The organism is Streptomyces sp. NBC_01622 (assembly GCF_045209635.1).
Classification (GTDB): Bacteria; Actinomycetota; Actinomycetes; order Streptomycetales; family Streptomycetaceae; genus Streptomyces.
The window spans coordinates 606,391-628,935 of the sequence record NZ_CP109293.1; the positions used below are offsets into that span (position 1 = coordinate 606,391).

Genomic DNA, 22,545 nt, shown 5'->3' on the forward strand with positions numbered 1-22,545 from the left:
GGTGATGAAGTGCGGGTGAACGCTTCGCCATGCGCTTAAGTGGTCCTTAAGCAGGGATTAAGCGACCCATCTCCTCGCGTTGTCGCAGGTCAGCGCGGTGACGACTTCTCCCCGACCCGTTGGCCGAGGCAGCGGTCGTGCGTAACATCGGGCCCGGCGGCGGTGCCGACGCACGCTGTGAGAGCGCTCTCAAAGCGTCGGCACCGTCCGCTCCGCACAGCCCGACTCGCTCGGAGGCCCCCCACATGACTCCCCCGATCCCCCGCCATCAGCGCACGCTCGGCCGCCGCAAGCTGCTCTTCGCGCTCGGTGGCGCCGCGGTGGCCGCTCCCGCACTCGCCGCCCTGGCACCGAACGCCCTCGCGGACACCAAGTCCATGGAGACGAACGCCGATCAGGCGGGCGGACTCCCGTTGACGCTGGTCAACAACAGCGGTTCGTTCGACAACGCGAACGTGCACGTCTACATCGTCGGCAATGTCGACGGCACACAAGTACGGGTCACCCCCGACGGGACACTCGCGCCGATAGCGCTCTCGGACAACGGTGCCGACGGCTTCACGGACTACGCGATCAGTCTCGGCTCCGGCGCGGAGACGACGATTTCACTCCCGTACCTGTCGGGCCGCATCTACGTCTCCCTCGGCGCGAAACTCAGGTTCAAGGCCGTGGCGGACGGCAACGGCAACCCGGCGCTCCAGTACCCGGCCGGCTGGGTCACCTCCGACCCCAACTACGAAGTCCTGCACGACTGCGCCGAGTTCACGCACAACGCGTCGGGGATGTTCTGCAACACGACGATGGTCGACATGTTCAGTGTGCCGTTGAGCATCCGGCTGACCGGCGCGCAGGACCAGACGACGGGCACGCTGCGCGACGGCGGGCGGGCGTCGGTGTTCGCCGCGGTGCGGCAGGTCGACGCGTTCGCCCCGCTGGTCGTGGACGACACGCGGGTCATCGCGCCGGGGCACGGGCTGGACGCGGGCCTGTTCGCGGCGGACTACTTCGCGCCGTACATCGACGAGGTGTGGAGCACCTACACCGGCAAGGACCTCACCGTCACCACCAACGCCGGCGCCTTCACCGGGCGGGTGCGCGCCGACCGGTTCGCCTTCACCGGACCCGCCTCGGTCTCCTTCGCGAAGCCGTCGACCAGGGACGTGCTGTTCTGCGACGGCAACCTGGCCGCCCCGAACGACGGCACCACCGGCCCGGTCGCGGCCGTCCTCGGCGCGGGCTTCAACCGCTCCACGCTCCTGTCGGACCCCGCCCAACCGACCACCGCCGCCTCGGCGTTCTACCGCACCGACCTCACGAACCACTACGCGAAGGCGGTGCACGCGGCCACCGCCGACGGCCGGGCCTACGGCTTCGCCTTCGACGACGTGGCGGACTTCGCGTCGTACGTCCAGGACACGGCACCGACGGGGATACGGCTCACGCTCACGCCGTTCTGAAGCCGGAGAGGGCGGGAGCGCGGCCCCCGCCCTCTCTCGTTCCGTGCCGCTCAGTTGGGCCGCTGCATGCGCCGACGCCACCACGCCAGACCCGCGCCGATCAGCAGGATGCCCGCCGCGCCCGAGCCCACCGACGCGGCGATCAGGCCGGTGTTGCTCGTGCCGTCGGCGGAGTCGGCAGGCTGCAGGGCGTTGCCCACCTGGTCGCGGACGCTGTTGCCACCTGCCGTGCCCTTTGCGAGCGGGCCCCGCGAACCGGCGACCGGCTCGGCCAGGTAGGGGAAGGAGGCGCCGAACCTCTGGTCGTTGGCGTCGACCGCGTCGCCCAAGTCGTTCTTGGAACCGACCAGTTCACCCTCGACCGCCTGCAGCGAGATGTCCACCACGTCATCGGTGAGCCGGCGCCCGTTCGGGAAGCCCGCGTTGTCGCCGTCGAGCACACCGAGTCGCTTCGGGTCGGCGGTCGGCTTGACCGAGGTGTTCAGGCGCAGCATCTCCGCCGGTCGCACGTTCGGCGGCCGGTTGAGGCCCTTGACGCCCTTCAGGTAGACATCGACGAGATCGGTGCGCGGTTCTGCGGGCGCCTTGATCTTGTAGATGGCCTGCAGGAGCTTCGGCAGTTCGGGATTGGTCACGTTCTTCAGGAACTGGCTGTCGTTCCACGGCGAGGACGCGTTGAACCTGTCCTTGTCCTTCAGCGGGTTGACGACCTCGTTGACCAGCGGGTTGCCCAGCCGTGAGACCTGCTCGTAGTTCCCCTGGGCGTTCTTTCGCTGGGTGGTCGACCAGATGCCGACGACCGGCTGCTGCTTCGACTCGGTGATCATGTCGGTGGGCAGTTGCACGGCGATCGAGTTGACGTCGTAGCCCTTGAGGGTGTCGTTGCCGACCTCGGAGAGGTCTCCGCCGTACAGCAGGTCGAAGACGCGCAGGTCCAGGAAGAACGGGTCGTCCGCCTGGCCGGCGAACGTCCGCCCTCCGTGGGCGAGTTGACGGACCGCCTGTTGGCGCAGCGTGCCGTAGTCCGGCATCGACGCCTTGCCGACGTTCGACGGGGCCACGGGTACGTCGTCGGCGAGCTTCGTCTTCGACACGAGACTCTGGTTGTGCAGCTTGAGCAGGTCGATGTCGTAGGTCTGCGTGATGTTCAGGTCCGGGTCGTCCAGGCTGGTGACCGAGCCGGTGTTGTACAGGAACGTCTTCTTGTTCTTCGTGTGCGTCTTGAAGGTGTAGCGCAGCAGCAATTCGCCTTGCGCGTCACCGTTGTTGTCGATGTGGATGTCGTACTGGGCGTCGTCCGCGAACGTGTAGAAGTTCGGGCCGCCCGCCGGGTCCTCGAACGGGATCCAGTTCGCGATGATCGTCGTCGTCTCCGGATCGTCCGGACTGACGAAGGCGTACACGTCCGTGTTGTCGTACTTGGGGTGCCCCGAGATCAGCGGGGCCTCCCGGTGGCTGGAGGCGGAAGCCGCCCCCGGTTCCAGCGTGGTCATGCCGGCGGCTGCGAGTCCCCCGGCGGTCAGCGCACCTGCTACGAGGGTCGCGAGGCTCCTGCGCCTCGCACCGCTCCTGGAGATAGGTGTCATACCGTCCGTCCTCCATGCCAACTTCCCTGACGCTCGAGGATTCGGAACGGCCACCCTTTGCGGATTGGTCAATATTGACCGATCTGACGGATCTTTCAGTTGATCTATCGATTTGGCGCTCGGCGTGCGGGGCCGGTCCCGTCGTAGGAGCGTGGTGGTGTGGGAAAGGTGCGGGGTCTGGTGGCGCGCCGGAACCGGGAGCCGGCCCGGCGCGGCTGGCTGCGGGGCGCGCCGGCTCCCATGTGGGTGCGGGTGCTGCCAGGTGTGCTGGTGGTCGGTGTGGGCGTGGCGACGCTGGTGAGTCCGAACCGGCTGGACATCGGTTTTGTGCTGGGTGCCATTCCGCCGCTGGCCGGTCTGTCGTACGGTCCGGTGGCGACCGTGCTCTTCGGCGGTCTCAGCGTCGCGCTGCTGACGGTTCCGGCCTTCCACCTCAACGATCCGGGCAGTACGGACCTGTTGACCATCTGCTTCGTCGCGCTGCTGAGTGTGTTCGTCTCGTTCGTACGGAGTCGGCGGGACGCCCAACTCGATCTGGAGCGTACGGTCGCCGAGGCCGCGCAGCGGGCCGTGGCGCCGCCGTTGCCGGAGCGGGTGGGGCGGGTGCGGTGTGCGGGGCTGTACCGGGCTGCGCAGCGCGGGACGCTGGTCGGGGGTGACTTCTTCGACGTGCGGGACGGGCCGTTCGGGGTGCGGGCGGTGATGGGGGATGTGCAGGGGCACGGGCTGTCGGCCGTGGCGACGGTGGCTTCGCTGCTCGGCGCGTTCCGGGAGGCGGTGCTCGACCGGCCGGACCTCGAATCGGTCGCCGCGCGGCTCGACCGCAGGCTCGTGGTGGACTCCGCGCGGTCGCCGCACGCGGAGTTGTTCGCCACGGCCGTACTGCTGGAGTTCTCGGCGGACGCGCGGGTGGTACGGATCGTGGCCTGCGGGCATCCGGCTCCGGTGGTGCTGCGCGAGGGGCGTGTCGCGGAGATCGACATCCTGCCGTGGACGCCGCTGGGTCTCGGTCTGGCCGACTCGGGCCCGCTCGGCGCCGTCACCGTGCCGCTGCGGCCCGGGGACCGGCTGTTCCTGGCGTCCGACGGGGTGTGGGAGGCACGGGACGCCTGCGGTGCCTTCTATCCGTTCACGGGCCGGCTGGCGGCGCTCGCCGACGGCGACTCGGCCGACCTGGCGGAGCGGGTGTGGGCCGATGTGCTGCGGTACTCGGAGGAGATCCGGGACGACGTCACCATGCTGGTCCTGACGCCCGACGACTGAGTCACCGCGCCTCCTGCTCACCCTCCGCGTCGATGTGGGGCAGGATCCGGTCCAGGAACCGGGGTGTCCACCAGGCGTACCGGCCCAGCAGGGTCATGACGGCGGGCACCATCAGCAGGCGTACGACCGTTGCGTCGATGAGCACGCTGACGGCCAGGCCGAGGCCGAGCATCTTGACCACGATGCTGTCGCTGAGGACGAAGGCCGCGAAGACACTGACCATGATCAGCGCGGCGCAGGTGATGACCCGCGCGGTGATCTCCAGGGCGTGGGCGACGGACGCCTCGGCGTCGCCGGTGCGCAGCCAGGCCTCGTGGACGCGGGAGAGCAGGAAGATCTCGTAGTCCATGCTCAGGCCGAAGATGATCGCGAACATCATCATCGGGACGTAGCTCTCGATGGGGACCTTGCCGGAGACGCCCAGCGCGGGTCCGCCCCAGCCCCACTGGAAGACGGCGACGACGACGCCGTAGGACGCCGCGATGGAGAGCACGTTGAGGACGGCGGCCTTGAGGGCGACGAGGAGGCCGCGGAACACGGCGAGGATGATCAGGAAGGCCAGGGCGACGACGACGCCGATGATCAGGGGCAGCCGACTCGACACGATGTCGCGGAAGTCGACCTGCGCTGCCGTGGTGCCAGTGACGTAGCCCTTGGCGGAGGTGCCGGAGACCGCGTCCGGGAGGGTGTCGTGGACCAGCCGGTTGGTGAGGTCCGTGGTGGAGGCGCTCTGCGGGGACTGCTTGGAGTAGACGGTGCCGACCAGGACGTCCCCGTCCTTTGTGGTCGTCAGCGGGGTGACCTTGGCGGCGCCCTGCACTCCGTCGAGGGTCTTCTGCGCCTGGGTGGTGAGGTCCTGGCGCTGGGAGGACGGGACGGACGTCTGGTCGATGACGATGGTGAGCGGGCCGTTGGAGCCCGGCCCGAAGGCGTCGGTCATCAGGTCGTAGGCCCGCCGGTCGGTGAACGAGGTGGGGTCCGCGCCGTCGCCGATGTGCCCGAGTTGGATCGAGAAGACCGGGATCGCGAGGACGACCACGGCGGCGACGCCCGCCGCGAGGAAGGTCCACGGCCGGTGTTGCACGCGCTGCGCGTAGCGGTGCCAGGTGCCCGTGGGTTCGGTGCCCGGCTCGGCGTCGGTCTCGGCGACCGGTCGGCGCACCCGGTAGCGGTCGATCCGCCTGCCGAGGAGCCCGAGCAGGGCGGGCACGAGGGTGAGCGCGCCGATGACCGCCGACACGACCGTCACGGCGGCGGCGAGCCCGAGTTTGCCGATGAAGGGCACTCCGGACACGAAGAGTCCGGCGAGCGCGATGATCACGGTGCAGCCCGAGACGAGGACGGCCCGGCCGCTGGTGGCCGTGGCCTGTCCGGCGGCGGGCACGGGATCGCTGCCGTTCATGAGGTTCTGCCGGTGACGGGTGACCAGAAACAGGGCGTAGTCGATGCCGACACCGAGTCCGATCATCGTCGCCAGGGTGGGTGACACCGTCGCGAAGGTGAAGGCCGCAGCCAGCAGACCGAGGCAGGCGAGTCCTCCGATCACGCTGATCAGCGCGGTCACCAGGGGCATCGCGGCGGCGATCACACTGCCGAAGCCGATCAGCAGGACGACGATCGCCACGGCGAACCCGATGATTTCGCTCACCCGGTCGTCGGCGGCGGGCCGGGCCAGTTCGCCGAGCGGTCCGCCGTACTCGACCTGCGCTCCGGCGGCGCGCAGCGGCTTCACGGAGTTGTCCACGCCGTGGAGGTAGCCGTCACCGAGAGTGGACGGCTGCACGTCGAAACGGATCGTGATATAGCCGGTCTTCGCGTCGGACGACAAGGGCCCCACGTTCTGACCTGACGATGTCGGCGCCTGCGTTCCGGGCTGGGGCAGCGGGTTCTGCACCGACAGGACGTGCGGGAGCTTCTGCAGGTCGCCGATCGTCTCGGACATCTGCGAGCCCAGCGAGGTGAGCTGTTTGTCCTTGTCGTGGAGGACGATCTGGCTGCTGTAGCCCCCGGCCGCCGGATCGTGGTCCTTGAGGACCTGAAGACCGTGCTGGGACTGTACGCCGGACAGCGAGAAGTCGTCCGAATAGTCGCCTCCGAAGGACCTGTTGAGGACCTGGAGCGCGGCCAGCGCCACGAGCCAGGCCACGATGACGATCACGAAGTGCCGGGCGCACCACTCCCCCAGCCTCCTCAGCACCCCCTTGGCTGCGGCCCCGCTGCCTCCTGCGCTGGAATCCGTGGGCGTCATGAACTAGGCCTTTTCCGCCGGGTGACACTTCCGACGTCCCCATTAGACGCCGGTTTGATCACTCCGGCATCTCGGGCAGGGGTCAGCCCACGTCCCACATGAACCGGTGCGTGTGGATGCCGAAGTACGGGAACGACTGGACGCTCCTGACCCCTTCGATCGGCCGCACGACGTCGTTGACGAAGTCCAGCAGGTCTCGCGGTCCCGGGGTGACCACTTCCGCGAACAGGTCGAAGCCGCCGGAGGTGAGCACGGAGTACACCACCTCGTCGCGCAGGGCGAGTTCGTCGGCGACCGTGCGCGGGTCGCCGTCCACCTCGATGCCGAGCATGGCCATGGCCTGGCCGCCCATGGCCATCGGGTCGGTCACCCCGACGACCTGAACGGCCTTGGAATCCAAGAGGCGTTGGAGCCGCTGCCGGGCGGCCGACGCCGACAGACCGACCTTCGGTCCGAGATCGGCGTAGGCGATACGTCCGTCGGTCTGCAGCTCGCGCAGGATGGCCCGGTCGATGTCGTCCACGTGCTCGTTCTCCAACTCCCTGGGTCAGACGGCAAGTTCGGCGAGGGCTTCGGCGAAGATCCGGGTGTGGGTGTCGACGTCCTGCTCGGTGGTGTCGGGGCACATCAGCGCCATGCTGTGGAACGGCGTGAGGAGGATGCCCCGGTTGGCGAGGTAGAGGTGCAGGAAGTCCTCCAGCTCCGGGTCGCCCGCGGCCTCGGACTCGGTGCCGGTGCGCGGGGCCGGGGACGCGAAGCGGTACTCGCTGCGGGCGCCGAGGCGGCTCACCGTCCAGGGCAGCGCGTGGGCGTCGATGCCCTCCTGGACACCGGCGGCGAAGCGTTCGGACACCTTCGCCATGTGGGCGAACGCCTCGTCGGTCAGGACGTGTTCGAGGGTGGCGCGCATCGCGGCGACGGAGAGCGCGTTGCCCGCCAGGGTGCCGCCGACCCCGCCCATGTCGACCAGGTCGAGGTCGGCGCGGCCGAGCAGCCGGTCGGCGAGTTCGGCGGAGAGGCCGTAGGCGCCGGCCGGGATGCCGCCGCCGATCGCCTTGCCGATGGTGAGCAGATCGGGTTCGAGGTCCCAGGCGGCGGTGCAGCCGCCCGGTCCCGCGGAGAAGGTGTGGGTCTCGTCGATGATGAGCAACGTGCCGTATTTCCTGGTCAGTTCGCGTACGGCGGCCAGGTAGCCGGGCTCGGGCAGCACGATGCCGATGTTGGTGAGCGCGGGTTCCATGAGGACGGCGGCGACGTCGCCGTGCGCCAACTCCCGTACCAGCTGGGCGGGATCGTTGAACTCGGCGACGCGGCTGGTGAGCGTGACATCGCAGGGGGCGCCGACGTTCCCGGGGCGGGCGACGCCCCGGCCGTCCGGTCCGACGACGATGAGCGACTCGTCGACGCTGCCGTGGTAGCTGTAGCTGTTCACCAGGATCTTGGGGCGGTCGGTGACGGCCCGGGCGAGCCGGATCGCCCAGCGGTTGGCGTCGGTCGCGGTGAGCGAGAAGCTCCAACGGGCGAGCCCGAAGCGGCGGGTGAGTTCCGCGCCGACCCACTCGGCGTCCTCCGTGGGCAGCATCGCCGTGGCACCGCCCTGCTCGGCGAACCGGCGCTGCACCGCCTCCGCGACCACGGCGGGCGAGTGGCCTGCCATGGCCCCGGTGTCACCGAGGCTGAAGTCGATGTACTCGTGCCCGTCGATGTCGGTGACGCGGGCGCCGCGAGCGGTGTCGAGGTAGCGGGGGAAGGCTCCGGCGGTCTTGTTCATCCAGGTCATCGGCACCCGCCCGAAGAGATGCTCGGCACGGGCGTAGGCGGCCTTGGAGCGCGGATTGAGCCGCTCGGCCTCGGCGCTCTCCCGGGCGAGCAGGTCCTGGAGTCGAGTGCGGTCCATGGGATACCCCGATGGTGTCGGCGACGGAATGTCCGGACGATACGACTGAAAGCGCCGCACTGGCAAGGGATGGCTGCGGAATCGGCTGTCGGAACGATCGATTCGTGCCCGTGCCCCATCGCACGGCCCGCGAGGTTCAGGGGGCGTGCGGTGAGCCTGCCGAACCGCCGATCCCGGCCGGCGGGTGGAGCAGGTCCCGCCCGATCGCCGTGCCTGGTCCACCGACCCCGGCGACTCAACTCCCTTTCCCCACACGCCATTTCAGACACTTGACGCAGAAGTGAACAGAGAGCTGTCAGTTTCGAAGGGAACTCCTGTTACACCGTGCGAGAGCGGTCGATGACGGTGTGTACTGTGCTCCGGGCGCCCCGCCTCAGGGGCTCGAACCCAGCCCTGCCCGACTTCGCTTGGACTCGATTCGATGACCGAATTACCGGACCTGGTGACCGGTGCGCTCGCCGCCGGCACGCTGTCCGCGCTGGCGCTCGGCGCCGGTCTGCTGCGGTCGCGGCGTCAACGTGCCCTGCAGCGCGCGGAGATCGCGGATCTGCGGGACCGACTGGCCGGTGTTCAGACGGCGTTGGTGGCCGAGGTCGAGCATCTCGCCGTCCAGCGGATCCCGGCCGTCGCCCGGCAGTTGACGCATCCGCGGGTGGCCGTGCCGGGACCGGCGCAGCCGCAGTTCATCGGTTCGCCTCTCGGGATCGCCCTCGAGAACGTGCTCACCACCCTGCGTTCGGAACTCACCGCGCAGCGCACCCGTGTCGACGCCGCCGCGCAGGCCGGGATGCGCGGGGCCACCCGGGAGATCCAGGCCGCGCTGTACCGCTTGCAGGACGCTCTGCGCGCGCTCCAACAGCGGTATGACGACCCGGAGTTGACGCAGACCCTGTTCATGCTGGACCACGAGAACGAGCAGTCGCTGCGCCGGGCGCAGGTCACGGCGGTCGTGTGCGGAGCCTGGGTCGGGCTCGCCCGTGAGGACTCGCACCTCGTCGAGGCGGTGACCGGCGGGCAGGCCCGGCTCGTCGGATACCACCGGGTGCGGGTGAACAACCACCTCGAAGCCGGTACCGCGCTGGTCTCGCACGCCGTCGAACCGGTCGCGATCATCGTCGCCGAGCTCCTCGACAACGCGCTGCGGCACTCCGCCCCGGACACCGAGGTCGTGGTCAACCTGGAGCACGTCCATCACGGCGTCTGCGTCACCGTCGACGACGCGGGCGTGGGCATGACCCCGGACGAACGCGAGCACGCCCGGCGGACGGTGGCCGGTACCGACCCGGTCCTGCTCACCGACCTGGGCGACCCGCCGCGCATGGGGTTCGCCGCGATCGGCCGCCTCACCCGGCAGTTCGACCTCGGTGTCGACGTGTCCTCGCCCTCCCCGTACGGCGGTGTCCGCGCGGTCCTGCGGATCGACAGCCACCTCCTCAGCAGGATCGACCCCGAGCGGCAGCCGCCCGCGGCGGGCGCCCCGCGCTCCACCCGCCCGGCCCCCGCTCCCACCCGCGCGCCCGCGCCCGCCCCGGCCCACTCCTACGGCGCCGAACACGACGAACGGGCCGCGGCCGACGTGCCCGGACACCAGGCCCTGCCCGACGCCGGCGGACTCCCTCGACGGCGCCGCCGTGCGGCGGTCGCCACCGCGAACGCGCGGAACGCCCGTCCCGCCCAGGACACTCGGGCCGCCCCGGCGCGGCCGGAGTGGCGCCCGGAGCAGGCCGCCGCCGCGCTCGGCGCGCTCCAGTCCGGCACGGCCGCCGCGCGCGCCGCGAGTGACGGCGCCGGAACCGTCGTAGACGAAGAGTCCGCGGGACCGCGACCGGCGGTGCGCGACCTCGATCAGAAGAACCACGGGAACGACTACAAGGGGGGAGCGGCTAGATGATCAGCCGCGATGGGGGCGACACGGCGTGGGTGCTCGATCCGATCCTGGAGGTGCCGCATGTGGTGGCCGCGGTGCTGCTGACCCGGGACGGGCTGGTGCGGGGGTACACCGACGCGCTGTCCCAGGCCTCGGGCGAGCGGGTGGCCGCGATCACCAGCACGGTGCAGGGGGCGTGCCGTACCGCCGCGGCGGCGTTCGCCGACCGGGAGGGCGCCGAGATCCGGCAGGTGGTGATCGAGTCGGACCACGGGTATGTGCTCATCGTCCCTACGGATCACGGGACTTGTGTGGCGGCCTACGGCGACACCGAGGTGCGTCTCGATCTGCTCGCGCACCGGGTGCACTCGCAGGTGGCACGGCTGGGCGAGAAGGCGATGGCCGCCGCTCCGCGGGGAGTTGACGGCGGCGCGTCGGCATGACGGGCCGCCGCGGCGGCCGTCCCCTGGTTCCCGCGTATCTCTCGACCGGCGGGGTGGCCCGGCCGAGCCGCCCGCAGCTGGAGCGGCTGACGGTGCTCTCCGGCAGCGGCGAGCCCGTCCCGGCCGGACTGCCCGCGGCTCAACTCGCCCTGCTGGACGCCCTGCTCGGCGGTTCGCTGACGGTACTGGAGGCGGCGGCCCTGCTGGAGCTGCCGGTCTCCGCGGTACGGGTCCTGGCCGCCGGTCTCCTCGACCGGGGCCTGGTCCTCGCCCGCGCCCCGATCCCGCCCGCCGAACGCTTCGACCCCGACCTGCTGAAGAGAGTGGCCGATGGCCTACGCGCCCTCAAGCACGACTAGCGGCATCCATCTGCCGGACACCGCACAGGAGTTGGTCAAGATCCTGATCGCGGGCCCGTTCGGGGTGGGCAAGACGACCCTGATCGACTCGGTGTCGGAGATCCGGCCGCTGCACACCGAGGAGCGGCTGACCGAGGCGTCCGTCCACGTGGACGATCTCGACGGGGTGCGGGAGAAGTCGACGACGACCGTCGCCATCGACTTCGGGCGGCTCAGCCTGCCGGGCGGGATCGTGCTGTACCTCTTCGGCACGCCCGGGCAGGAGCGGTTCCGGGCTCTGTGGGAGGACATCGCCCACGGCGCGCTCGGGGCGCTGGTCCTGGTCGACAGCCGCCGTATCGACGCCTCCTTCGACATGCTCGGTCTCGTGGAGGAGAGCGGGCTGCCGTACGCCGTCGCCTTCAACACCTTCCCGGACGCGCCCCGGCACCACACCGACGAACAGCTGCGCGCCGCCCTGGACCTCGCGCCCGGCACCCCGCTGGTCACCTGCGACGCCCGGGACGCGAACTCCTCGATCGACGCCCTGCTCGCCCTGGTCCAGCACCTGATCGACCGCGACCCCCCGGAGCACCGGTGACCACTTCATCCCCCACCCGCCCCGTCCGGCTGTGGGAGGACGGCTTCGCGCTGGATCCCTACGGCTACTACGCCGCCCTGCGCGCCCAGGGCCCGGTCGGCTGGGCCGAACTGGCCCCGGGCGTACCGGCGTACGTCGTCACCGAGCGGCGGGCCGCGCTGGAGCTGCTGCGCGACACCGTCACGTTCTCGCACGATCCCCGGCCGTGGGAGTCGACGGTCGCGGAGGACTCGCCGGTCCTCGGGATGATGCGCTGGCGGCCCAACTCCCTGTTCGCGGACGGCGCCGCGCACGTCCGCTACCGTGCCTCGCTGATCGACGCCTTCGACCGGATCGAACCGCACGACCTGCGGGCCCGGGTGCACCGGGCGGTCCATGTCCTGGTGAGCCGGATCGGGCCGCGCGGACAGGCCGATCTGGTGGGCGAGTTCGCCCGGCCGCTGATGGCGCTGGTCTTCAACAGCCTGTTCGGACTGCCCGACAGCCAGAGCGAGCGGCTGGACCGGGCGCTGGGCATGATGATGGAGGGCGGTGCCCAAGCGGCCGAGGGCGAGGCCGAGTTCGGCGGTTACGTCCTCGAACTCATCGCCTCGAAGGCCGAGTTACGGGGCGACGACCTGCCGAGCTGGCTCCTGGACCACCCGGCCGGGCTGAGTCCGGAGGAGGTCGCCTGGCAGGTGTTCCTCACCCTGGGCGCGGGTCACGAGCCGACCGCGAACCTGGTGTCCAACGCCCTGTCCCGCATCCTCGGCACCTCGGTCTACTACTCCACGCTGACCAGCGGCGCCCGCCCGGTCATGGACGCCGTGGTGGAGGTCCTGCACCACGAGACCCCGCTCGCCAACTACGGGATCCACTACGCCCGTTCGCCCGTCACCTTCCACGGCGTGTGGATCAGGCCGGCCATACCGGTCGTCGTCTCGTACGGCGCGCTCGCGCACTTCGCCGAGCGGGAGGTCGTCAGCGGCCGGCATCCCAAGGACGCCTCGCACCTGTCGTGGTCGGCGGGCCCGCACGCCTGCCCGGTCAAGCGGCACACGCTGCTCATCGCGACGGAGGCGATCGAACGCCTCACCCTGTGGCTGCCCGACCTCGAACCCGTCGTACCGCGCGCGGAGTTGACCTGGCGTCCCGGACCCTTCCACCGCTCGCTCACATCGCTGCCCGTGCGGTTCAGCCCCCGCTCCCCCGACCAGCCAGGAGACCCGTCGTGACCGTGTCCGACCGCATCGCCCTCGACCCGTTCGGCGCCGACATGGCCGCCGAGAGCGCCAAGCTGCGTGCCCTCGGCCCGATCGTGCCCGTCGAACTGCCCGGCGGCATCCCCGCCTGGGCGCCCACCGGCTACGACACCCTGAAGGAACTGATCCTGGACCCGCAGGTCAGCAGGGACCCCCGGCTGCACTGGCGCCTGTGGCCCGAGATCGGCGAACACCCCTCCTGGGGCTGGGTGTTGGGCTGGATCGGCGTCATCAACATGCTCTCCACGTACGGCGCCGACCACGCCCGACTGCGCAAACTCGTGGCGCCGAGCTTCACGCACCGGCGCACCGAGGCGATGCGGGCCCGGGTGGAGACGATCACGGCGGAGCTGCTGGACGCGGTGACGGCCGACGACGCCGAGACGGTCGACATCAGGGCCGCGCTCGCCCATCCCCTGCCGATGCGGATCATCTGTGAACTCTTCGGCGTACCGGACGAGTTGGTGGGCGACACCGGGCGGCTGATCGCGGCCATCATGGACACTTCCGATCCTTCTCCGGAGCACGCGGCGTTCGTGCAGCAGCAGATCGGCACCGTGCTGCCCGCGCTGATCGCCCACCGCAGCGAGCACCCCGGCGACGACCTGACCACGGAGCTGATCCGGGTGCGGGACGAGGACGGCGACCGGCTCAGCGACGAGGAACTGCTGTACACACTGCTGCTGGTGATCGGCGCGGGCTTCGAGACGACCGTCAACCTCATCGGCAACGCGATCGTCGCCCTGCTCAAGCGCCCCGAGCAGCTCGCGGACGTACGCTCCGGGGAGATCGGCTGGGACGCGGTCGTCGACGAGACCCTGCGCGTCCACCCGTCCATCGCCTCGCTGCCGCTCCGGTTCGCGGTCAGTGACCTCACCGTCGGCGACATCACCGTCCCGGCCGGGGACGCCATCATCACCACGTACGCGGCGGCCGGGCTCGACCCCGCGCACTACGGCCCCGACGCTGACGTCTTCGACGCGGCCCGCGGCGCCGACGACCACTTGTCCTTCGGCATCGGCGTGCACCGCTGCATCGGCGCGCCGCTGGCCCGGGTGGAGGCCCTGACCGCGCTGCCCGCGTTCTTCGACCGCTTCCCGGACGCCCGCCTCGCCGTCGACGCGGCCACCCTGCGCCAGGTGCCGTCCTTCATCGCCTTCGGCTGGCAGGAGATCCCGGTACGGCTGCGCGGCTGAGCGGGGACGGCGTGGCGCGGCCGACGACCGACCCGTACGGCCGCTCGCGCACCCGGCGCCGGAACGGCTCCGCCGCGGCCTCGGAGGGGAGCCGCCGGCGGAGCCGTCCTGCCCGGGTTCGGGGGAGAGCCCCGAGCGCACTGGTCGGCTTCCCCGGTTTCGCCGGGGTACGCCCGCGCGAATCGGGCGGTGTGAGGGCCGGCGCGGCGACCCGTGGCCGTACGGCATAAGCTCGGCGGGTGGCCAAGTACTTCGACGTGCACCCGGACAACCCGCAGCCGCGCACCATCTCGCAGGTCGCGGACAGTGTGCGGACGGGCGCGCTGATCGCGTATCCGACCGACTCCTGCTACGCGCTGGGCTGCCAGCTCGGCAACCGTGAGGGCATGGAGCGGATCCGTACGATCCGGCATCTGAACGACCGGCACCACTTCACGCTGGTGTGCCAGAACTTCGCCCAGCTGGGCCAGTTCGTGCACATCGACAACGACGTGTTCCGCGCCATCAAGGCGTCCACGCCCGGCAGTTACACGTTCATCCTCCCGGCGACGAGGGAGGTGCCGCGCCAGTTGCTGAACGCGAAGAAGAAGACCGTGGGCGTGCGCATCCCCGACCATGTCGTCACCCAGGCGCTGCTGGCCGAGCTGGGCGAGCCGCTGCTGTCCAGCACCCTGCTCCTGCCCGACGAGGAAGAGCCGATGACCCAGGGCTGGGAGATCAAGGACCGGCTCGACCACGTGGTGGACGCGGTGGTCGACTCCGGGGACTGCGGCACGGAACCGACGACGGTCATCGACTTCTCCAGCGGCGAGGCCGAGATCGTCCGCAAGGGCGCGGGGGACGTCTCCCGCTTCGAGTGACCCCGGCGCCGGGGCCGTGGGCGGGCGTGCCACGATGATCGGAACACGCCGCTCCGGGCCGGCAGCGGGCCCGGCGCCGAACCGCTGGGAGGCACCCCCGCCATGACCGCCGTGCAGGGCACAGCCGTGGACATCCCCACCGAGGACGGCATCGCCGACGCCTATCTGGTGCATCCCGGTGACGAGCGCCCCCGTCCGGCCGTGCTGCTCTACCAGGACGCCTTCGGACTGCGTCCCCACCTCAAGTCGATGGCCGACCGGCTGGCCGAGGCCGGCTACACGGTCCTGGTGCCGAACGTGTTCTATCGGCAGGGGCGCGCGCCGGTGGTGGAACTGCCCGAGTTCATCGATCACGACGGGCGCCCGGAGATCTTCGAGAAGGTGGGCCCGTTGATCATGGGGCTTGCCCGGCACCCCGAACTGATCGAGCGGGACGCCGGCGCCTATCTGCGCTGGCTGGCCGAGTCCCCGCTGGTCGTGGACGGGCCGATCGCGATCACCGGATACTGCATGGGCGCCCGCCTCGCGCTCTACACCGCCGGTGCCTACCCGGACCGGGTGGCGGCGGTGGGCGGTTTCCACGGCGGGCGGCTGGCCACCGACGACCCGAACAGCCCGCACCTGGCCGCCGAACACCTCACCGCCGAGCTGTACTTCGGCCACGCCGACCAGGACCCCTCGCTGCCCGAGGACCAGATCAAGCGGTTCGACGACGCGCTCACCGCGGCGGGTGTCCGGCACCGTTGCGAGGTCTACCCGGGCGCGCAGCACGGCTACACGCAGGCCGACACCTCCTCGTACAACGCGGAGGCCGACGAGCGTCACTGGGTCGCGCTCCTGGATCTGCTGGACCGTACGTTCTGATCGACAGACGGCCTTCACTGATTCAATCCAGGTGCCCACGACGCGAGTTGCCGTGGGCACCTTTCGTTCAACTCATTGACATGCTCGCGGCTCGGCGCGACTCTGAGAGCGCTCTCACACAGGTACGGACCAATTTTTCGTACACCCCCCACACGGAGGTGAGTAGTGCTCGGCAGAATCCTGCGCCGACTGGGCGCCGCGACCGCGGTGGCCACGATGCTCGCGCTGGCCACACCGCTGACGGCGGACGCGGCGGTACCCGCCACGATCCCGCTGAAGATCACCAACAACTCGGGCCGCGGTGACGCGGTCTACATCTACGACCTCGGCACCAACCTCGCGACCGGCCAACAGGGTTGGGCCGACGCGGCCGGCACGTTCCACGCCTGGCCGGCCGGCGGCAACCCGCCCACCCCGGCACCCGACGCGTCGATCGCGGGACCGGCGGCCGGACAGTCCACCACCATCCGGATCCCCAAGTTCTCGGGCCGCATCTACTTCTCGTACGGCCAGAAGCTGGTGTTCAAGCTGACCACCGGCGGCCTGGTGCAGCCGGCCGTGCAGAACCCGACCGACCCGAACCGCAACATCCTCTTCAACTGGTCCGAGTACACGCTGAACGACTCCGGGCTGTGGATCAACAGCACCCAGGTGGACATGTTCTCGGCGCCGTACGCGGTCGGGGTGCAGCGGTCCGACGGGAGCACGGCCAGCACCGGACACCTCAAGTCGGGTGGCTACACCGGGTTCTTCAACGCGCTGCGCGGACAGCCGGGCGGCTGGGCCAACCTGATCCAGACCCGGTCCGACGGCACCGTTCTGCGAGCGCTCTCACCGGGGTACGGCATTGAGACAGGCGCCCTGCCCAGCACCGTGATGGACGACTACATCAACCGCGTCTGGTCGAAGTACTCGTCGTCGACCCTGACCGTGACACCGTTCGCCGACCAGCCGAACACCAAGTACTACGGCCGGGTCTCGGGCAACGTCATGAACTTCACCAACAGCTCCGGTGCGGTCGTCACCACCTTCCAGAAGCCGGACGCGGCCAGCATCTTCGGCTGCTACAAGTACCTCGACGCGCCCAACGACCTGGTGCGCGGGCCGATTTCGCGCACCCTGTGCGCGGGCTTCAACCGCTCCACGCTCCTGGTCAACCCCAACCAGCCCGACACCACCACGGCGAACTTCTACGTGGACACGGTGACCAACCACTACGCGCGCAAGATCCACGCGCAGATGGCGGACGGCAAGGCGTACGCCTTCGCGTTCGACGACGTCGGCGCCCAGGAGTCCCTGGTCAACGACGGCAACCCGCAGCAGGCCTATCTCACGCTGGACCCGCTGAGCTGACCGGAACACCCCGCACGCCTGGGGGCGCGTGCGGGGTGCCGGACGGAACAGGTGAAGCCGATCAGCTGGTCGTGACGGCGGTGTCGTCGATCACGAAGCTGGTCTGGAGCGAGGAGTCCTCGACCCCGCTGAACTTCAGAGCGACCGTGGTACCCGCGAAGGCCGACAGGCTGAAGGACTTCGCCACGTAGCCGCTGGCCGCGTTGAGGTTGGAGTAGGTGGCCAGGGTGGTCGATCCGGCGGTGACCGTGAGCTTGTCGTAAGCCGTACTGGTGGTGGTCTCAGCCGTGTCGATGTGGATGTAGAAGGTGAACGTCGTACCCGTGCAGCCGCTCGGGATCGTCACCGACTGGGACAGCGTGTCCGTGTGGGTCGAACCGTAGCCGTCGAGCCAGGCCTTGTACGAACCGGTGCGGGCCGCCTGGCTGCTGGAGTTGGTGATGACCCCGCTGGTCGCGGTCCAGGTCGTGCTGCCCGACTCGAAGCCCGCGTTGCCGAGCAACTGCGTCGAGGTGCAACTGCCGCCCCCGCCGCTGGAACTGACGGTCCAGGTGAAGGATGCGGTGCCGGTCGCCCCGGTGCTGTCGGTGACGGTCACCGTGGTGCTGTACGTGCCCGCCGTCGTCGGGGTGCCGGTGATGGCGCCCGTGGAGCTGCTGATCGAGAGGCCGGTCGGCAGTCCGGTCGCCGCGTACGTCAGCGAACCGCTGTTGGTGGAGCTGGCCGCGACCTGCAGGCTCACCGCCGTACCCACGGTGGAGGACTGGCTGCCCGGGTTGGTGACCGTGACACCGCTGGTCGGCACGGTGATGTGGCTGCCGACGTTGATGCCGGCGAAGGCGTTGCCGACTCCCGCGTACTGGGCGGACGTTGTGCCGTACAGCGCCCCGGCGGCGCTGAGCGCGGCCGTGCGGGCCGAGGCGTAGTTGGTGGTGGACGTCATGTACGTCGTCAGCGCCTTGTACCAGATCTGCAGGGCCGCGGCCCTGCCGATCCCGGCGACGGCGACACCGTCGGAGGTGGTGCTGGTGTAGGTGGTGCCGTTGATGACCTTGGTGCCGCTGCCCTCGGAGAGCAGGTAGAACATGTGGTTCGCCGGACCCGACGAGTAGTGGACGTCGAGGTTGCCGACACCCGAGTACCAACTGTCCGCGGAGCCGCCGTCCTTGCTCGGCTTGTCCATGTAACGCAGCGGCGTGCCGTCGCCGTTGATGTCGATCTTCTCGCCGATGAGGTAGTCGCCCACATCACTGCTGTTGTTGGCGTAGAACTCGACACCCGTGCCGAAGATGTCGGAGGTCGCCTCGTTCAACCCACCTGATTCACCGGTGTAGTTGAGCCCGGCGGTGTTGGAGGTGACACCGTGGCTCATCTCGTGGCCCGCCACGTCCAGCGAGGTCAGCGCGTGCGTGGAGCCCGAGCCGTCGCCGTACGTCATGCAGAAGCAGCTGTCGTCCCAGAAGGCGTTGACGTACGCCGTGCTGTAGTGGACGCGCGAGTAGGCGGCGACGCCGTCGTTCTTGATGCCGCTGCGGCCGAAGGTGTTCTTGTAGAAGTCCCAGGTCGTCTGGGCGCCGTAGGCCGCGTCGGCGCCCGCGGTCTGGGTGTTGGAGCCCGCGCCGGTGCCCCACACGTCGTCGGCGTCCGTCATCAGGGTGCCGGTACCGGACGTGGCGTTGTTCAGGCTGTACGTCTTGTGACCGCCGCGCGTGGTGTCGTACAGCTGGTACGTCGAACCCGACAGCGTGGTGCTCAGCGAGACCGTGCCGCTGTACTGGGTGTTGCCGGTGCCGGTCTCGATGCCCTGGAAGCGGGAGAGTTCCTTGCCGGTGGTGGCGTCGGTGATGACGTGCAGCTGGCTCGGGGTGCCGTCGTCCTGGAAGCCGCCGATCACCGTCTCCCAGGCGAGCTTCGGGGCGCCGTCGCCGGCCCAGATCACCTTCCGGGCGCTGTCGGTGCTCGGCGCCTTGGCGTCGAGGGCCTTCGCGGTGGTGAGGGCCTTGGTCTCGGCGGCCGACTTGGCGAAGGACGCGGTGGTGGAGGGGACGGTGAGGGTGTGCTTGTTGTTGAAGGTCGCGCTCACCGTGCCGGTCGCCTGCGCGGCGGGCGGGGTGTGTACGACGAGGTCGCCGCCGAGGACGGGCAGACCGGCGTAGGTGCGCTCGTAGCGCGTGTGGAGGGTGCCGTCGTTGTCCTTGACGACGTCCTTGACGACCAGCTTCTCCTTGGCACCGAGGCCGAGGGTGCGGGCGGTCTTCGTGCTGTTCGCGGAGGCGCTCTTCACCAGGGCGGTGCGCTGTGCCGGGGTGAGCTTCGCCTCCAGGCTGCCGGTACGCAGCGGGCTGGGGTGGGGGGACGCGGGCTTCGCGCTCGCCGGAACCGACTGGATGCCGACGGCGAGGAGCGCGGCGGTGGAGATCAGGGCTCCAACCGCGGTCCGCTTGCGGGGGATGCGTCTCACTCGTACTCCTCCTGCGACGGCCGCGGACGCGGCCGGTGACAGACCGGACAGCCGGGTCTGCTGTCCGGGAGAGCTGAGCTGTGCGGGGCCGACCGAACTTTGACCGATCCATGGAGGATCCGTGGGGTAACTGCGTGGAGAATGACAGTGTTGACCCGTCCATGTCACGCAAGGCAGGGGCACTCAAGGGTTTTCCCTCTGTCCCCGCGTCCAACTGGCGTCGCGGACAAGCCACTTGTGATCCCCGAAGGTGACGCGCGGGTCCCGCCGGGTACGGTCCGATCATGCCTCGTCTGGTGGACGTTCCCGGGTACACGCGCTTCTGGACCGCCTCCGCGGTCTCGGCGTTCGGTTCACAGGTGTCCGGGCTCGCCCTCCAGATCCTCACCGCCGTCACGCTGAGCGCGTCCGCGACCGAGGTGGGCCTGGTCAACGCGGCCCGCTGGGCGCCCTATCTGCTCTTCGGCCTCATGGCCGGGGTCCTGGTGGACCGTTGTCGGCGCAAGCCGGTGATGGTGGCCATGGATCTCGGCAGGGCCGCTCTGCTCGGCGCGATTCCGCTGCTGTACGCACTGGACCGGCTCGACATCGCCACCCTGTGCGCGTGCGTCTTCGCCTTCGGGGTGCTCTGTCTGTTCTTCGACGCGGCCAACCACTCCTACGTGCCACAGCTGGTCCCCAGGGAACTCCTCAATGCGGGATACGCCCGGGTGGGACAGGCCGACGCGGCGGCCGGGTCGACGGGGCCCCTGATCGCCGGCGTGCTGATCAAGCTGCTGGGCGCACCGCTCGCCGTTCTCGTGGACGCGGCCGGCTATCTGGCCTCCGGTCTGCTGCTCAGCTCGGTGCGGGCCCCCGATCCGGTGCCCGACCGGGGCGCGCGGCGCGGTCTCGTCAGTGAGCTGCGGGAGGGGGTGGCCTGGGTCTACCGTCACCGGGCCCTGGCGTCCATCGCGCTGACCTCGCATCTGATGCTCCTCTTCAACACCGTGGTCAGTACGGTCTTCGTCGTCTTCGCGCTGCGTGACCTGAGGATCGGGGACTTCGGCCTGGGCGTGACCTACGCCTGCGCGGGACTCGGCGGAGTGCTCGGCGGCGCGTTCTCGGCGCGGGTGGCGAAAAAGCTCGACGTCGGCGCCACCCTGATCGCGGGCCGTCTCCTCGCCGCCGTCGGCTGGCTGCCGCTGGTGCTCGCCCACCGCGGGCCGTGGGCCCTGGTCTGCGTGTCCGCGGCCTTCTTCGTGGTGTCCGCGGCGATCTCGCTCGAGAGCCCGGTGGAGATGAGCTATCGCCAGGCGGTCACGCCCGACCGGCTGCGGGGCCGGATGAACGCCACGATCCGCTCGTTCAACTGGGGAATGGTGGCGATCGGGGCGCCGCTGGGCGGGCTCCTCGCCGACCACGTCGGTTACCGGTTCGCCCTGTCAGTGGGGCTGACCGGAGCGGTCCTCCAGGCGCTCGCGCTCACGGTGTCCCCCATCCGCGGGGCCCGCGCCACCGACGAACACGAACCGCTCGTGCCCGCCTGATGCCGGGTGGCGGCCGGCCCCGCCCGGCACCGAAATGCGGCTCGCGCGAACGCGGGGGATGCTGGGAGGGCCAACGCACGTCCGAAGGAGGACACCCATGTCGTTCATGGAAAAGGTCAAGGGAATGCTCGGCCAGAACCCCGACAAGGCCAAGCAGGGCGTGGACAAGGCGGGAGACATGATCGACGAACGCACCAGCGGCAAGCACGCCAAGCAGGTCGACATGGCGCAGGACAAGACAAAGGACTTCATCGACCGCGAGAAGCCGCAACAGCCCTGACCGCCTGACCGCATCTGTCCGCGTATCGCCCCCGATGCGCCCCAAGTGGTCCCTGAAAGTGGAGACTTCGTCAACTACAGATGTGAAAGCGGTGCGCGGCCCGGCCCCGGCTCGTACATACTCCCCCCACAAGAAGCCAGGACTCTGGGGGGAGTTGGCTCATGCAAGGCACGATCGACGGGTTCCGCTACGGTGCGGTGACTCCGGTGGCGGCCTATCTGATGGCCTGCCTGGGAGGTGCTCTGGGACTGCGTTGCGTGGTGCGGTCCCTGCACAACGAACGTTCCTGGAAGGCGGGTTGGCTCGCGCTGGGCGCGACCTCGATCGGCAGCGGCATCTGGACGATGCACTTCGTCGCGATGCTCGGCTTCCAGGTCGAGGAGACCCGCATCGGCTACGACGTCGGCCTCACGGTGCTGAGTCTGGCCGTGGCGATCGTCATGGTCGCCGTCGGGGTGTTCGCCGTGGGGTATCGCGGCGCCACCACCGGCACGCTCACCGCGGCGGGGGTGATCACCGGCCTCGGGGTCGCCGCGATGCACTATCTGGGCATGTCCGCCCTGCAGTTGAACGGCAGCATCGAGTACCGGACCAGCACGGTCGCGCTCTCCATCGCGATCGCGATCGTCGCCGCGACGGCGGCCCTGTGGGCGGCCGTCTCCATCCGGGGCTTCCTCGCGAGTCTGGGCGCCAGCCTGGTGATGGGCGTGGCCGTGTCCGGGATGCACTACACGGCCATGGCCGCCGTGAGCGTCCATCTGCACGGCACCGGCGGGGCGTGGACGGGCGACTCGGCCACTTCGCTGCTGCTGCCCATGCTGCTGGGACCGATCATCTTCCTGCTGCTGGCCGGGGTCGTCGTGATGTTCGACCCACTGCTGGTGATGGGCGAGGGCAACTGGGACCGTTCCATCGCCCGGCATCCCATCACCCCGCAGCCCGGTGACGGGCAACCGGATTCGGCCTTCACCGGACGGGACGCCGCAACACCCCGGCGGGTGGTGACCAACAGCGGTGGCCACGGCCCGAGTCCGACCACCGGCCGCCGTAGACCCCGATAA

The 22,545-nt window shown here is 70.0% G+C and carries 19 protein-coding genes; 14 read left to right on the forward strand and 5 right to left on the reverse strand.

The window, feature by feature from the left end; all coding sequences use genetic code 11:
• The first annotated feature begins 245 nt into the window (after positions 1–245).
• Complete coding sequence (locus OH768_RS02720; RefSeq protein WP_406449605.1) at positions 246–1,457, forward strand: glycoside hydrolase family 64 protein; 1,212 nt, start codon at positions 246–248, stop codon at positions 1,455–1,457.
• Between the two features lie 50 nt (positions 1,458–1,507).
• On the opposite strand, the gene OH768_RS02725 is transcribed toward OH768_RS02720, so the two are convergent.
• Complete coding sequence (locus OH768_RS02725; RefSeq protein WP_406449607.1) at positions 1,508–3,043, reverse strand: DUF4331 family protein; 1,536 nt, start codon at positions 3,041–3,043, stop codon at positions 1,508–1,510.
• A 159-nt stretch (positions 3,044–3,202) separates the two neighbouring features.
• Here OH768_RS02725 and OH768_RS02730 point away from each other — a divergent pair, with 159 nt between their 5' ends.
• Positions 3,203–4,306 (forward strand): PP2C family protein-serine/threonine phosphatase, encoded by a 1,104-nt coding sequence (locus tag OH768_RS02730; protein WP_406449609.1) that lies wholly within the window; start codon positions 3,203–3,205, stop codon positions 4,304–4,306.
• A 1-nt stretch (position 4,307) separates the two neighbouring features.
• On the opposite strand, the gene OH768_RS02735 is transcribed toward OH768_RS02730, so the two are convergent.
• From OH768_RS02735 to OH768_RS02745, 3 genes are all read right to left on the reverse strand, one after another.
• Positions 4,308–6,554, reverse strand: coding sequence for an MMPL family transporter (locus tag OH768_RS02735; protein ID WP_406449611.1), 2,247 nt, complete (start codon positions 6,552–6,554; stop codon positions 4,308–4,310).
• Between the two features lie 82 nt (positions 6,555–6,636).
• Positions 6,637–7,077 carry an Lrp/AsnC family transcriptional regulator gene (locus tag OH768_RS02740; protein ID WP_406449613.1) on the reverse strand — a complete coding sequence of 147 codons (441 nt, stop codon included), beginning with the start codon at positions 7,075–7,077 and terminating at the stop codon, positions 6,637–6,639.
• A 24-nt stretch (positions 7,078–7,101) separates the two neighbouring features.
• Complete coding sequence (locus OH768_RS02745; protein WP_406449615.1) at positions 7,102–8,451, reverse strand: transaminase; 1,350 nt, start codon at positions 8,449–8,451, stop codon at positions 7,102–7,104.
• A 421-nt stretch (positions 8,452–8,872) separates the two neighbouring features.
• Between OH768_RS02745 and OH768_RS02750 the strand changes: the two genes are divergently transcribed.
• The 9 genes from OH768_RS02750 (at position 8,873) to OH768_RS02790 (ending at position 17,214) form a co-directional block, all read left to right on the forward strand.
• Positions 8,873–10,342, forward strand: coding sequence for an ATP-binding protein (locus OH768_RS02750; protein ID WP_406449617.1), 1,470 nt, complete (start codon positions 8,873–8,875; stop codon positions 10,340–10,342).
• Positions 10,339–10,761, forward strand: coding sequence for a roadblock/LC7 domain-containing protein (locus OH768_RS02755; RefSeq protein ID WP_406449619.1), 423 nt, complete (start codon positions 10,339–10,341; stop codon positions 10,759–10,761). Before OH768_RS02750 ends, OH768_RS02755 begins: the two co-directional genes overlap by 4 nt.
• Positions 10,758–11,120, forward strand: coding sequence for a DUF742 domain-containing protein (locus OH768_RS02760; protein ID WP_406449621.1), 363 nt, complete (start codon positions 10,758–10,760; stop codon positions 11,118–11,120). Before OH768_RS02755 ends, OH768_RS02760 begins: the two co-directional genes overlap by 4 nt.
• A complete protein-coding gene (locus tag OH768_RS02765; RefSeq protein WP_406449623.1) occupies positions 11,092–11,700 on the forward strand; it encodes a GTP-binding protein in 609 nt (202 codons plus the stop codon). Before OH768_RS02760 ends, OH768_RS02765 begins: the two co-directional genes overlap by 29 nt.
• Positions 11,697–12,914 (forward strand): cytochrome P450, encoded by a 1,218-nt coding sequence (locus OH768_RS02770; RefSeq protein WP_406449625.1) that lies wholly within the window; start codon positions 11,697–11,699, stop codon positions 12,912–12,914. Before OH768_RS02765 ends, OH768_RS02770 begins: the two co-directional genes overlap by 4 nt.
• Complete coding sequence (locus OH768_RS02775) at positions 12,911–14,137, forward strand: cytochrome P450 (protein WP_406449627.1); 1,227 nt, start codon at positions 12,911–12,913, stop codon at positions 14,135–14,137. Before OH768_RS02770 ends, OH768_RS02775 begins: the two co-directional genes overlap by 4 nt.
• Before the next feature lie 239 nt (positions 14,138–14,376).
• Positions 14,377–14,997 carry an L-threonylcarbamoyladenylate synthase gene (locus tag OH768_RS02780; RefSeq protein WP_406449629.1) on the forward strand — a complete coding sequence of 207 codons (621 nt, stop codon included), beginning with the start codon at positions 14,377–14,379 and terminating at the stop codon, positions 14,995–14,997.
• Between the two features lie 102 nt (positions 14,998–15,099).
• Positions 15,100–15,861: a dienelactone hydrolase family protein gene (locus tag OH768_RS02785; protein WP_406449631.1), complete on the forward strand. Its 762-nt coding sequence runs from the start codon at positions 15,100–15,102 to the stop codon at positions 15,859–15,861.
• A gap of 165 nt (positions 15,862–16,026) precedes the next feature.
• Entirely contained in the window at positions 16,027–17,214 is a 1,188-nt protein-coding gene (locus OH768_RS02790; protein WP_406449633.1) for a glycoside hydrolase family 64 protein, read from the forward strand.
• A 61-nt stretch (positions 17,215–17,275) separates the two neighbouring features.
• Here the strand turns inward: OH768_RS02790 and OH768_RS02795 are convergent, their stop codons facing one another.
• The gene (locus OH768_RS02795; protein WP_406449635.1) at positions 17,276–19,675 is read right to left on the reverse strand and encodes a M4 family metallopeptidase; all 2,400 of its coding nucleotides are present in this window, start codon (positions 19,673–19,675) and stop codon (positions 17,276–17,278) included.
• A 284-nt stretch (positions 19,676–19,959) separates the two neighbouring features.
• Here OH768_RS02795 and OH768_RS02800 point away from each other — a divergent pair, with 284 nt between their 5' ends.
• From OH768_RS02800 to OH768_RS02810, 3 genes are all read left to right on the forward strand, one after another.
• On the forward strand, positions 19,960–21,204 hold the full coding sequence (locus tag OH768_RS02800; RefSeq protein ID WP_406449637.1) for an MFS transporter: 1,245 nt from the start codon (positions 19,960–19,962) through the stop codon (positions 21,202–21,204).
• A 97-nt stretch (positions 21,205–21,301) separates the two neighbouring features.
• Entirely contained in the window at positions 21,302–21,484 is a 183-nt protein-coding gene (locus OH768_RS02805) for an antitoxin (protein ID WP_406449639.1), read from the forward strand.
• Positions 21,485–21,645: 161 nt separating this feature from the next.
• Positions 21,646–22,545 (forward strand): MHYT domain-containing protein, encoded by a 900-nt coding sequence (locus OH768_RS02810; RefSeq protein ID WP_406449641.1) that lies wholly within the window; start codon positions 21,646–21,648, stop codon positions 22,543–22,545.